Annotated in this window: 10 protein-coding genes; 6 read left to right on the top strand and 4 right to left on the bottom strand. The window is 34.4% G+C overall.

All coding sequences use genetic code 11. The annotated features are described in order from the left end of the window. The first annotated feature begins 5 nt into the window (after positions 1–5). Together rodA and ICG50_RS03540 are read left to right on the top strand one after the other, a co-directional pair. A complete protein-coding gene (gene rodA, locus ICG50_RS03545; RefSeq protein WP_187659518.1) occupies positions 6–1,268 on the top strand; it encodes a rod shape-determining protein RodA in 1,263 nt (420 codons plus the stop codon). 107 nt (positions 1,269–1,375) lie between these two features. Beyond that, positions 1,376–1,906: a hypothetical protein gene (locus tag ICG50_RS03540; RefSeq protein ID WP_187659517.1), complete on the top strand. Its 531-nt coding sequence runs from the start codon at positions 1,376–1,378 to the stop codon at positions 1,904–1,906. A 48-nt stretch (positions 1,907–1,954) separates the two neighbouring features. Here the strand turns inward: ICG50_RS03540 and ICG50_RS03535 are convergent, their stop codons facing one another. Beyond that, positions 1,955–4,231 carry a carboxy terminal-processing peptidase gene (locus ICG50_RS03535; RefSeq protein ID WP_187659516.1) on the bottom strand — a complete coding sequence of 759 codons (2,277 nt, stop codon included), beginning with the start codon at positions 4,229–4,231 and terminating at the stop codon, positions 1,955–1,957. A gap of 209 nt (positions 4,232–4,440) precedes the next feature. On the opposite strand from ICG50_RS03535, the gene surE reads away from it, so the two are divergent. The 4 genes from surE to ICG50_RS03515 are packed head-to-tail and all read left to right on the top strand — an operon-like array spanning position 4,441 to position 9,096. Then, positions 4,441–5,211 (top strand): 5'/3'-nucleotidase SurE, encoded by a 771-nt coding sequence (gene surE / locus ICG50_RS03530; RefSeq protein ID WP_187659515.1) that lies wholly within the window; start codon positions 4,441–4,443, stop codon positions 5,209–5,211. A gap of 10 nt (positions 5,212–5,221) precedes the next feature. Beyond that, positions 5,222–6,334: a lipid-A-disaccharide synthase gene (gene lpxB, locus ICG50_RS03525; protein WP_187659514.1), complete on the top strand. Its 1,113-nt coding sequence runs from the start codon at positions 5,222–5,224 to the stop codon at positions 6,332–6,334. A 46-nt stretch (positions 6,335–6,380) separates the two neighbouring features. Continuing rightward, positions 6,381–7,031 carry a C40 family peptidase gene (locus ICG50_RS03520; protein ID WP_246448713.1) on the top strand — a complete coding sequence of 217 codons (651 nt, stop codon included), beginning with the start codon at positions 6,381–6,383 and terminating at the stop codon, positions 7,029–7,031. Between the two features lie 40 nt (positions 7,032–7,071). Further along, entirely contained in the window at positions 7,072–9,096 is a 2,025-nt protein-coding gene (locus ICG50_RS03515) for a ComEC/Rec2 family competence protein (protein ID WP_187659513.1), read from the top strand. A gap of 10 nt (positions 9,097–9,106) precedes the next feature. On the opposite strand, the gene ICG50_RS03510 is transcribed toward ICG50_RS03515, so the two are convergent. Genes ICG50_RS03510 through ICG50_RS03500 form a run of 3 tightly spaced genes read right to left on the bottom strand, consistent with a single transcriptional unit; the run spans position 9,107 to position 12,798 of the window. After that, positions 9,107–9,574, bottom strand: a complete 468-nt coding sequence (locus ICG50_RS03510; protein ID WP_187659512.1) for a thioredoxin family protein — start codon at positions 9,572–9,574, stop codon at positions 9,107–9,109. 52 nt (positions 9,575–9,626) lie between these two features. After that, the gene (locus tag ICG50_RS03505) at positions 9,627–11,138 is read right to left on the bottom strand and encodes a peptide MFS transporter (protein WP_187659511.1); all 1,512 of its coding nucleotides are present in this window, start codon (positions 11,136–11,138) and stop codon (positions 9,627–9,629) included. A 1-nt stretch (position 11,139) separates the two neighbouring features. After that, positions 11,140–12,798: a peptide MFS transporter gene (locus ICG50_RS03500; protein WP_187659510.1), complete on the bottom strand. Its 1,659-nt coding sequence runs from the start codon at positions 12,796–12,798 to the stop codon at positions 11,140–11,142. Positions 12,799–12,816 lie beyond the last annotated feature (18 nt).

Below are 12,816 nucleotides of genomic sequence, written 5' to 3'. Positions count from 1 at the left end.
CTAAGATGAAAAATCAAAGTGTAACAAATAATTTAGATTGGATAAGTATCGTCATCTATATTGTCTTAGTGATAATGGGTTGGCTGAATATATATTCTTCTTCATTGTCATCCATTGAACAAGAAACTTCGATTTTTGATTTTAGTCAAATTTACGGGAAACAATTTTTGTTTATCCTTTTTTCAGTTCCAATGATTTTCGTGGTACTTTCAATAGATGCTAAATTTTATGAAAAATATTCCAGTATCATATTTACTGTAGCCTTATTGTCTTTAATGGGTTTGTTCCTGTTTGGAAAAACAATAGCCGGACAGCGGTGTTGGTATGCTATCGGGAGTTTTACCCTTCAACCTTCAGAGTTTGCCAAAGCGGCTACCTCATTAGCTTTAGCTAAATATTTAAGCGATGTACAAGTGAATCTAAAAGACTTTAATCGTCAGTTACAAGCATTGGTAATTATCTTTCTTCCGGTAATCCTCATCTTGCCGCAGCCCGATCCCGGGAGTGCTTTAATTTATACTGTTTTTATTTTAGTTTTATATAGAGAAGGTCTACCATCATGGTATGTTTGGACCGGATTTATTGCCATCATTTTATTTGTTTTGGCGCTAATTATTGAACCAATAGCGATTATTGCAATCGCTTTAGTCATCATCTTGTTTATCTATTACAGAAGTCGAATTATTGACCGAAATTGGATAATGAGTGCTATCATTTTAGTTGGTATTTCTGGGTTTGTATTTTCGGTTGATTATGTTTTTGACAATGTATTTAAGCAACACCATCGAGATCGTTTCAATATACTTTTGGGTAAAGAAGTTGATATGAAAGGGGTTGGTTATAACACCAATCAATCAGAAATTGCCATTGGTTCCGGTGGTTGGTTCGGAAAAGGTTATCTTGAAGGCACGCAAACTAAAGGTGGATTCGTTCCTGAACAACATACCGATTATATTTTCACAACAGTCGGTGAAGAATGGGGATTTGTAGGTTCATTATTTGTCATTGCCCTATTTGTCATTCTGATTATCCGAATCATTTATCTCGCAGAGCGACAGAAAACCAAATTTAGTCGAGTCTATGGTTACTGTGTTGCCGGAATACTATTCATCCATTTCTTTGTCAATATTGCTATGGTAGTAGGTGTATTTCCAACTATTGGTGTGCCTTTGCCTTTCTTCTCCTATGGTGGTTCCGGACTATGGGGCTTTACCATACTTCTTTTCATTTTCCTTAAAATGGATGCAAATAAGGTAAATGAATGGTAAAAAAAATAGGAATAATATTCTTAATTTGATTAAATCACTTAAATTTGATAATGCAATTCTTTAAGTTTGAATTGCTTAAAATTTATCAACAACTAAATTTAGGTATTATGAAATCCAAAATTATTTTTTTAGCTATTGTCTTTTTGAATATTCATGTCGGTCTTACGCAAGAAGTCAAAGATTCCACTTCAACAACCGTTGACTCGCTGCATATTAACAAAGCTCCTGTTTTAGAAGCAGCTGTGGCCGCTGCAGCTCTATCTGCTGACGACCTAAAAGCAGCCGAAAAACTAAAGAAAGAAGAGCAAAAGAGATTGAAAGAAAAACTCAAATCTGAAAAGAAAGCATTAAAGAATTCTAAAAAGCTGGAAGATGAAAAGAAAGAATTTGAAAAAACTCAAAAAAGAATTGCCTCTGTTGAAAAGGATTTAATCAAAGAAAAGGAGAAACTGGAAGATGCCCGAAAAGAACTTTCAAAAAAAACAGAAAAGTTTCAGAGACAGAAATCAAAAGGGAAACTTTCCGCGATTGAAATTGAAAAAGAAAACATCAAGGTTAGTAAACTTCAAATAAAAGTTACAAAAATAGAACAAGATATTGCCGAGACTGAAAAAAAATTAAATAAACTAAGACGCTAAATAAAAAAAGCCACCAAATTGGTGGCTTTTCTTTTGGCATAAATACCATTAAGATTTTACAACTTTATCTTTTTTTAATTTAGTAGACAATCCTTTATTGTTCTCCGATTGTAAGTCGTTTAAAATATGAATTGCTTCTTCTATATAAATATCTTTTGACAAACTTTCATGCCATCTGTCACGCTTCTCTTTAAGTACCGAATCATTTTTCATACTTTCTATTTCATAAGGAAGTGAATTAAAATCGAAAGCATTTTTATAATCTACAATGGGTTTGTACTTTTTATTTTTTTCTTCTAAAGCTTTTTGCTCTGCTTTAAACTTATCAATATTTAGACTGTAAACGTTCTCTTTGTTTCGCTCGTCTAACCATTTTGCATTGTCATCAATCAATTGCAATTGTTTATTGTTTTGCATTCTGGTTTTGCTTTTGGATATGGTCAAATCGAAATTGTTTTGTTTGTCCCATATTTTATAATCAGCAGCATCAATTTTGTCCCAAGGCATGGCATTGTCAATGTCTCTTTCACCCATTTTCAAATAAGCATATCGGTCCGGAATGGCGATGTCACTTTTCACTCCTTCTAACTGTGTAGAACCACCGTTAATTCTGTAGAATTTCTGCGTCGTTGTTTTCAAAGCTCCTAAATCACCATAAGTACTACCGCGGACAAACTGATTTAAATCAATCACATTTTGAACCGTACCTTTACCGTAAGATTGTTTACTTCCAATAACAACGCCACGTTTGTAATCCTGAATCGCTGCAGCTAAAATCTCAGAAGCTGAGGCCGAAAACTCATTAATCATGACTACTAATGGTCCGTCCCATTGTACTTTAGCATCTCTATCATACAACACTTCTTTTTTACCGGCAGCCGATTTGATTTGTACAATTGGTCCTTGCTCAATAAATAATCCGGCAATATCTACAACGGTTTTCAAAGAACCGCCTCCGTTATCTCTAACGTCCATTACAATTCCTTGAACACCTTCTTTTTTCAATCTTTCTACTTCAATAGCAACATCTTTTCCGGCATCACGACTGTTTTGATCTTCAAAATCGATATAGAACTTTGGTAAATAAATAATACCGTATTTGAAACCATCTTTCTCTACTACACTCGATTTTACATAAGTTTCTTCAATTTCTACCTCATCTCTGATAATCGTAATCACTTTAATAGTTCCATCAGTTTTCTTTACGGTTAAACGAACTTCTGTTCCTTTTGGCCCTTTAATCTTTTTAACCACATCATCCAAACGCATACCTACAACATCAACCGGTTCACCATCAGCTTGGGCTACTTTTAAGATAACATCACCTGCTTCTAATTCTTTTCCTCTCCATGCCGGACCACCTGAAATCAATTCAGAAATCTCAGTAAAGTCATTTTTCTTTTGCAAACGCGCCCCAATTCCTTCTAATTTGCCACTCATGCTCAAATCAAAACGTTCTTTTTCGCTTGGTCCAAAATAAGAAGTATGCGGATCAAAACGAGAAGCAATGGCATTTACATATACCGAAAACCAATCTTCGCGTTCTAAATCTTTTATAAAGTTGAAATTGTCATTTAGAGAACTTAGTGTACTTTCTCGGGTTTCCTTCTCTAATTGCTCGAATGTTTTTGGAGCTTCTGATTGTTTTTTCTTTGCATTTTCTACAAATTTCTTTTCCAATTCAGGCGTTATTCTTTCCCCTAAACTTTCTTTGTATTCTTTCAATCGTTCTTCAATCGATTTTTTAGAATCTTTGGCATAATCTTCTTGCAGTTTTTGTTTTTCCACCAAAGACGATAATGCTGAAAGTTTCACTTGTAAACGCCATCTTTCTTTTAAATCTGAAACCGACTTACAATAAGGCAAATTTTCATAATCCGCATTAAAAGTTTCCTCTTTTTTATAATCAAATGGCTTGTCTAAAGCCTCTTTATAGTAGTTTTTGCTTTCCTCCATTCGCTTCATTAATCGAGTGTAAGTCAAATCGAAAAAATCCAATTCTTTGTTTAAAATCTGATCATCGATTTTCGTTTCATATTTAGCGAATTCATCAATATCGGATTGTAAAAAAAAGCGTTTTGAGGGATCTAAAGCATTCAAATAATCTTTATAAACCCCTTTTGAAAAAGTATCATCAATAGCGGCCGGATCATAATGCCCTTTTTCAATTACAAAAGTCAACAACTCAATCAACAACTTATCTTTCTCCGGATCGGATTCTTTCTTACTTGGAAACAAACTGAATCCCAATAAGGCCACCGATAGTGTTAAAACTACCAGTAATGCTTTATAATTTCTTTTCATAAACTGCATTATAATATTCATTAATTATTTGGTCTAAATTAAACAAAAAACCATGCCAAGATTTTCCTTGTCAGATAAAATTTTGTTAAAATGATTTGCTTCGTTCCTCACAGAACGGCAATTGCTTCAAAGTTATAAAAAAATGTAGCGTGGTAAAGCCTTAAAATGGTTAATTTTGCATACACAGTAAGTCGTTAAAATAACTTTCTTTGTTACAGAATTTAAAAAAAATGATAACCAAACCCACTATTTTAGTTACCAATGACGATGGCATCAATGCGCCGGGAATTAGAGCTTTAATTGACGTCATGGCCGAAATCGGAGATGTTATTGTCGTTGCTCCTGACAGTCCTCAAAGCGCCATGGGTCATGCTATTACCATCAACAGTACTTTATATTTAAACAAAGTTTCTGCCGAAAATGCAGTCATTACAGAATACGCTTGCTCCGGAACTCCTGTGGATTGTGTGAAATTGGCCGTCAATGAAATTTTGAAAAAGAAACCCGACTTATGTGTATCAGGCGTCAATCACGGTTCAAATTCTTCGATTAATGTAATTTATTCGGGAACCATGAGTGCTGCGGTTGAAGCAGGTATTGAAGGTATACCGGCAATAGGCTTTTCCTTATTGGATTATGCTTGGAATGCTGATTTTGAAACCATAAAGCCTTTTATCAAGAAAATTGCCTTAGAAGTTTTGACCAAAAAATTACCCGAAGGCACGATTTTGAATGTAAACTTTCCGAAATTGAAATACGATGATATCAAAGGCATTAAAATTTGTCGCCAAGCCAAAGCCATTTGGATGGAGAAATTTGACAAACGACAAACCCCATATGGCAAAGATTATTATTGGTTAACCGGAGAGTTTGTTAATCAAGACAAAGGGGAAGACACTGATGAATGGGCATTGTCTAAAGGCTATATTTCAATAGTTCCTGTGCAGTTTGATTTGACAGCACATCATGCTATTCAGCAATTAAATTCTTGGGATTTATAATATTTTACAGATGAGATATTACATCATTGCCGGCGAAGCTTCAGGCGATTTACATGGTTCCAATTTGATGAAAGCACTTTACAAAGAAGACGCTTCAGCAGAAATCCGTTTTTGGGGTGGTGATTTGATGCAAAACGTTGGCGGCACTTTGGTAAAACACTATCGTGAATTGGCCTTTATGGGATTTGCTGAAGTGATAATGAATCTGAAAACCATACTGAATAACATAAAAATTTGCAAAGCCGATATCGAAAAGTTCAATCCAGATGTGATTATTTTTATTGATTATCCTGGGTTTAATATGCGCATTGCCAAATGGGCTAAAGAACGTGGCATCAAAACCCATTATTATATTGCACCCCAAATTTGGGCTTGGAAAGAAAACCGAATTAAAGCGGTAAAAAGAGATTTTGACAAACTGTTTGTCATTCTTCCCTTTGAAAAAGAATTCTTTGAAGTTAAGCATCATTTTAAAGTTGATTTTGTTGGTCATCCATTGATAGATGCGATTCACAATAGAGAAAAAACTACCGAATCGTCTTTTAGAAAAGAACACAATCTAGATGACAAACCCATTATTGCCATTCTTCCCGGAAGCCGAAAACAAGAGATTTCTAAAATGCTGAGTGTAATGCTAAGTATCGTAGATGATTTCAGTGATTATCAATTTGTAATTGCAGGTGCGCCGAGTCAGGATTATCATTTTTATGAGCAATTTTTGACCAATAAAAATGTGAAATTCATTTCGAACAAAACTTATGATTTGTTGAGTGTAGCCAAAGCCGCTTTGGTAACTTCCGGTACGGCTACATTAGAAACTGCATTGTTCAAAGTACCTGAAGTAGTTTGCTATAAAGGCGGTTTCATCTCTTATCAAATTGCTAAAAGAATTATAACTTTGAAATACATTTCCTTAGTCAATTTAATTATGGATGAAGAAGTAGTAACCGAATTAATTCAGGACCAATTCAACTCAAAAAATCTAAAAAAAGAACTTTTTAAGTTACTAAATGAAGATTACAGAAAATCACTTTTAGCAAAATACAACCTACTGGAAGCCAAATTAGGAGGTATTGGGGCCAGTGAAAAAACTGCTAAATTTATCATAAATGATTTGAAGTAGTTTTGATTCCAAACGCATTTTTTTACTTTTGTACAAATACTTTTATTTGAAAAATATCACATACATATCGCTTCTTTTTCTTCTCTTTACGGCTTGTAAACCGACTTCTACTATAGTTACTTCAAAAGACCTTGCCGTAAAAAAAGGATTGTATTCTGAGCCAAAACCGACAACTAATACTACTGCAAAGTATACCGAGAAAATAAAGAAAAATAAAAGTCAGGATCTTGCCTTAAAGCAAAATACCACACAAAAGACTATTGGTCTTAACCATAAAAATGACGATGATATTGTTATAGAAAATGAAGAGGCAAGTTATTTAATCAAACAACTGATTAATAGTGCTTCAGACAATTTGGGTGTTGGTTATCGTCCCGGTGGAACGACTAAATCCGGTTTTGATTGTTCCGGATTGGTTTATTCTACTTTCAAAAAATTTGACATTACATTACCGCGTTCGTCTCATGAAATGGCAACTGTTGGCACTAAAGTTGATTTATCGAATGCTAAAAAAGGCGACCTGATATTCTTTATCAATCGTGGCAGAAGAATCAATCATGTAGGCATGGTCATTGAAGTCAACAATGATGAAGTTAAGTTTATCCATTCCTCTACTCAAAGTGGCGTTATCATTTCTTCCACACGAGAACCCTATTATAATAGAACTTTCGTACAAATAAATAGAATTTTAATGTAATTTTCTTTCATATTTGAAAGTTTTCGTGTAATTTAGTTACATGAAAATCTTACAATTTCCATTAGCAAGGCTAACTTTGTGCTTTGTTTTGGGGATACTTTTTTATCAAAAGTACCCGCCTGAACCGATTTGGGCATTGATAAGTCTTTTGATTGGAGTCCTATTTTTAACTCTATTTCATTTTTTTTCTAAAAAACCCATTTATAAATTCCTTTTTGGGACTTTCACTTTATTGGTTTCTTTTATTATTGGCATTACAACTTGCATTTTTCACAAGGAATCTTTACGTCCAAATCATTATCTCCATCAGATTGAAGAGAATTCATCACACAAAATTAAGCTTGTTCTTCATGAAAAATTAAAAAATACTGCTAAAAATTCTCGCTATATCTCAACAGTTACCAGCATTGACAATCAACAAAGTTTGGGCAATCTTATTCTCAATATTAGAAAGCCTAATCAAATTGACGATTGGTCCATTGGTAGTCATGTAGAAGTAATTGGCAGTATTTACCAAAATAAAAACCCCTACAATCCCAATCAGTTTGATTATGGCAAATACCTAGAGAATCAAGAGATTTATGGGCAAGTTTATGTGAATGAAAAGCAAATTATTCTTGACGAAACCGAATCGAATCTTTGGACTGCCTTTTCCAATTTTAGAACCCAAATCATACAAAATCTTCAGCTTTCAAATTTCAAAAAAGAAGAGCTCAATATTATGATTGCTTTATTACTTGGGCAACAACAAGACATTTCTCCGGAAACTTTAAAGGATTACCAATGGGCTGGCGCTGTTCATATTTTATCGGTTTCCGGACTTCATGTTGGCTTCATACTGTTGTTTATCACCTTTCTTTTAAAGCCAATGGCTAATACCCGGAAAAATGCATTAATCAAACTACTGCTGATTCTTTTATCATTATGGAGTTATGGCATATTGGCCGGATTAGCGCCTTCTGTAGTACGTTCTGTGACCATGTTTTCGATTGTTGCTATCGGAAATCATTTTAGAAGAACCATAAATAACTTTCACACCTTACTGGTTTCAATGTTATTAATTCTGCTTTGGAAACCCTCATTTTTATTTGATGTTGGGTTTCAATTGAGTTATTTGGCCTTGTTTTTTATACTTTGGCTTCAACCTTTGTTAACTGATATCTGGCAACCAAAACATAAAATCACTCAATATATTTGGGGCATATTGACCGTTTCTTTTGCGGCACAAATTGGCACAATGCCTTTAAGTTTATATTATTTCCATCAATTCCCCGGTTTGTTCTTTTTGACCAATGTTATAGTACTTCCTTTGCTGGGAATTATTATGATTTTAGGTTTAGTGGCTATTGTAATAGCTAGCTTTGAAAAAGTCCCATTGATTATTGTAAAACCTCTAGAATTACTAATCGAATTGCAAAACAATCTTATTCAGTGGATTGCTTCCTTTGAAGATTTTGTCTTCACAAACATTTCGTTTACTTCAACAATGCTTTGGGCTTCCTATTTGATTATAATCGCAATATTTCTTTGCTATAAAAAACCAGACTTCAAAAGAACAGCAACAGTTTTGATAAGTATTATTGTGTTACAAGCCGTTAGTATCGGCACCAAATTTAGAACAAACCATACCCAAGAATTAATTGTATTCCACGCTAGAAAAAACACGATTATGGTCCAAAGACAGAATGAATCGGTAATCGTGTACAGCAATGACAGCATTTTGAATACTTTGCATCAAAATTTATCTATACAATCTTATTTGGTTGGAAACTTTTGTGAAGTCAAGAAAAAAATGAAGCTTCAAAACCTATTTTATTTCAAAGAAAAAAAGATACTGTTAATTGACAGTTTGGCCATTTATTCTGAAAAAATAAAACCTGATATATTGATTATCACTCATTCGCCAAAACTTAACTTAGAGCGCTTACTTTATGTTTGTAAACCCAAAGAAATTATAGCGGATGGTTCAAACTTTAAAAGTTATGTCCGTCTTTGGGAAGCCACATGCAGAAAAGAAAAAATCCCTTTTCACTATACAAATGAAAAGGGATTCTATAAAATTTAAAACAAATAGATTAGGCTTTTTTGGGAGCTAAAATTTTATTAGCGCCTTCCAACCAAGGAGTTGGTCCGCCGGCTACATAACCTGTGCTTCCTAATTGCTCTAGATTAATTTTACCATCTTTCTTGGTTGCATTCACAAACCAAACAGTAGGATATCCTCTAACGCCTAACGCTTGTTGCAATTCCATATTTTGTTTCTGAATTTCAGGTAGTTGTGGTGTTCTTCTAGGAAAATCTAATTCCACTAAAACAACATTATCTTTGGCCCATTTAGCAAACTCTGGTGTTTTTAAAACTTCTTTTTGCAAACGGATACACCAACCACACCAATCACTTCCGGTAAAGAATAACATAATTGGTTTTTTTGATTTTTTTGAAATCTCCATGGCTTTATTGATATCTGTTTGCCAGGTTAATTCTTGTGCTTGTATCGTTAAAGACCCTAAAACCAGGAATAACGTAAGGAATACTTTTTTCATGTGTTATTAATTTTTTACAAATATATACAAAAACAGTACCAAAAACTGTCGGCTATTTTACATCTTGCATTAATTTTTTGACCAATGGAGAAATCAAAATAAGGACAACTCCGGCTATCAGCGCATAAATCGCTAATTGTTCATAGCCATCCGCATAAACATTTAATTTTTCTAAGTTTGACGAATTCTCAGAAGCTTCTGCAATGTTTGCCCCAAGTAATCCGGCAAAATACTGACCGTAAGCACTGGCTAAAAACCACATTCCCATGATTACCGCTTGTGTTTTTTGAGGTGAAAGTTTAGTCATCGCACTCATGCCTATTGGTGATAAACACAATTCCCCAAAAGTTATAATAAACCATCCAAAAGTGAATAAATCCAAGGAAGTCTTTCCATCCGAACCAGCGAAGAATTTAGTGTAATAAAACACCCAAAAACCACCCGCTAAGAATAGAAACCCTAACCCGAATTTTACCACTGTATTGGGTTCTATTTTCTTTTTAGCCATCCAAAGCCAAACGATTCCAACCAAAGCCGCAAAGACAATTACGAACAATGAATTGGCCGAATTATTCACGCCATTAGGATCTAGTTTTATTCCTAATACGGTATTATTCAAATTATCGGCAGCGAATGCACTAAGTGAACCCCCGCTTTGCTCAAAAAACGCCCAGAAAACAATAGAGAACAACATAAATATCAAGGCTGCAATCAGTTTTTTATTCTCGGCAACTGAAAACCCTTTCATTTCATAAAGAAGATACAGTATTGATATTGGGCCAATAGCATACATAAAATAATCTGTGTATTGGGTATTGGAGACCATTACTATTATAATTGGCACAATTAAAATTGAACCTATATAAGTAGACCATTCAAGTATTCTTTTTTTATTTGGTGTGACATTTAAAAGAGGAGACAATCCTATTTCTCCCAAACTTTTTTGTGTTTGTGTAAAGGTTAGCAAACTTAGAATCATTACGACAGAGGCAAAACCAAAAGCAGCGTTCCAACGCAAATTTTCTGGTACTATATTCGCCCAAAGTTCGCTTTTCCCAACAGCAATACAAATGTATCCACCAATTAATGCGCCAAGATTAACTCCTGCATAAAACAAAGAAAAACCGGCATCACGACGATTATCATCATCACGGTAAAGCTTTCCAACCATTGAAGAAATATTGGGTTTAAAAAATCCGGTACCTACAATATTAAAACTAACGCCCAAAAAGAAAAATTGTTTTGGATCAATGGTCAAAATAATACTTCCAACAATCATTAATAATCCGCCCCAAAAAAGTGACTTTCTAAATCCGAATATTTTATCTGCAAACAATCCTCCTATAAAAGTAAAAGCGTAAACCCATGCTTGAGTAGCACCATATTGTAAATTGGCATCGGTATCTTTCATAAACAATTCATGAACCATGAAGTAGTACAACATGCCTCGCATTCCATAGAAACTGAATCGTTCCCACATTTCGCTGAAAAATAAATACCAAAGTTGTTTAGGGTATTTGCCTTTAAAATCTTGTATTTGTGCTATTGTTTGATTGGTTTCCATATTAGTTAATTCCTTTTTCTTTCATTACTTTATTCAATTGTTTCAACAAAGTAAACATCAACAAGGTAGCAAACATCAAAAGGGCAAAATTCACCCAAAAGAAGTTGGCTTTGTCATCGTAAGTGTCCCACAAACTCGCTAAAACACCCGACATTTTATTTCCGATAGAGGTGGATAAAAACCAACCGCCCATCATTAAAGAAGTAATGTTCTTTGGTGATAACTTAGAAACCACTGACAATCCCATCGGACTTAGGAATAATTCTCCGATGGTGATGACACCGTAATTGGCTACTAACCACCAAACGGAAACTTTTTCGCTTCCATTATTCCCAATATGCACTGCAGCGACCATCACTAAAACAGATAAGGCTGAAATTAATAAACCGAAAGCTATTTTAGTTGGTGTACTTGGTTCTTTCTTTCTGCTGCGCAAATAAGTAAAAAAGGCCACTACCAATGGGGTTAAAATAATCACCCAACCCGGATTAATAGACTGACTCAAATTGGCTGACCAAGTGAATACTTTGCTGCTTTCTTCAGGCAATTTTTCTTTGTGTACATTTCTGAAGTATAAAGGATAATCCACTGTTTTAATCACTTCTCCCTCTTTTTTTTGGATTCGGAAAGCTTGATCATAAAGAGCGACAGAATCTTTCTTATAAGTCAACGTATCGGTAAGTACCAACTTGGATGCTATCATTTGAGTAGTTCCTGTTAATTCTCTATCGGTATATTTATCACCCCAATTGTTGAGTGCCGAACCATTTAATTTGAATACGGCCCAAAACAAAATTACTACACCAAAAATGGCTAATAATGCTCCGATAGGTCTTTTGTCTTCAACTTTAGCCTTGAAATATAAACTCCCATAAAAGAAAATTACCGGAATACAAGCAAAGATAAAAGCATCGGTACTGTCTGATCCAAAAACGGCACAATTCGGATTTGCGTCTGATTGCACGCCTTTTAAAAACCAACCGATAACTCCAAAAATTACCGAAGGAACAAGGATAAATAATACAATTTTATAAAAGGGCATATCACCTTCTTGCACGCCTTTCTTCTCGGTCTTATCTCCATAATGTTTGCTTCCCAACAAAAATACAATTACCCCAATAAACATTCCAACACCGGCTGCCATAAAAGCTTCCTGCCATCCGAAAAGAATTTTTAGTGCCGCACCAAAGAAATTACAAATGAAAGCACCAATATTGATTCCCATGTAGAAAATATTATAGCCTTCGTCTTTCTTGTCTTTGTATTGTTCGTCGTTATAGAAATTTCCTAAAAGCGTTGAAATGTTTGGTTTGAAAAAGCCGTTACCAACAATGACCAATGTCATAGCAACATAAAGCATGGTGACGTCTTGTGTTCCCATCAGCATATAACCGGCACCCATCATTAAACCTCCAATGACAATTGATTTTTTATAGCCAAAATATCGATCGGCAACCAAACCACCAATAAATGGCGTTAAGAATACTAAGGCAATAAAAGTACCATATAAATCGGACGCTTCTTTCTCAGTCATGGAAAAACCGGCTTCAACATCTTTGAGAAATAAGGTAAAAATTCCAATCATTAAATAGTAACCGAATCGCTCCCACATTTCGGATAAAAATAAGTAAGGCAGTGCTTTAGGATGACTTTTCCACATAATTTTTTGATTTAAAAA

It is taken from the genome of Flavobacterium buctense (genome assembly GCF_014486695.1).
GTDB lineage: Bacteria > Bacteroidota > Bacteroidia > Flavobacteriales > Flavobacteriaceae > Flavobacterium > Flavobacterium buctense.
Note: the sequence above shows the minus strand (reverse complement) of the source record. Positions and strands in the feature narration are given on the sequence as shown.

Coding starts and splice junctions, on each gene's coding strand:
- ICG50_RS03510 (WP_187659512.1), bottom strand. CDS start 9,574: ATGAAAAAAGTATTCCTTACGTTATTCCTGGTTTTAGGGTCTTTAACG.
- ICG50_RS03540 (WP_187659517.1), top strand. CDS start 1,376: ATGAAATCCAAAATTATTTTTTTAGCTATTGTCTTTTTGAATATTCAT.
- ICG50_RS03505 (WP_187659511.1), bottom strand. CDS start 11,138: ATGGAAACCAATCAAACAATAGCACAAATACAAGATTTTAAAGGCAAA.
- rodA (WP_187659518.1), top strand. CDS start 6: ATGAAAAATCAAAGTGTAACAAATAATTTAGATTGGATAAGTATCGTC.
- ICG50_RS03515 (WP_187659513.1), top strand. CDS start 7,072: ATGAAAATCTTACAATTTCCATTAGCAAGGCTAACTTTGTGCTTTGTT.
- ICG50_RS03535 (WP_187659516.1), bottom strand. CDS start 4,231: ATGAATATTATAATGCAGTTTATGAAAAGAAATTATAAAGCATTACTG.
- surE (WP_187659515.1), top strand. CDS start 4,441: ATGATAACCAAACCCACTATTTTAGTTACCAATGACGATGGCATCAAT.
- ICG50_RS03500 (WP_187659510.1), bottom strand. CDS start 12,798: ATGTGGAAAAGTCATCCTAAAGCACTGCCTTACTTATTTTTATCCGAA.
- lpxB (WP_187659514.1), top strand. CDS start 5,222: ATGAGATATTACATCATTGCCGGCGAAGCTTCAGGCGATTTACATGGT.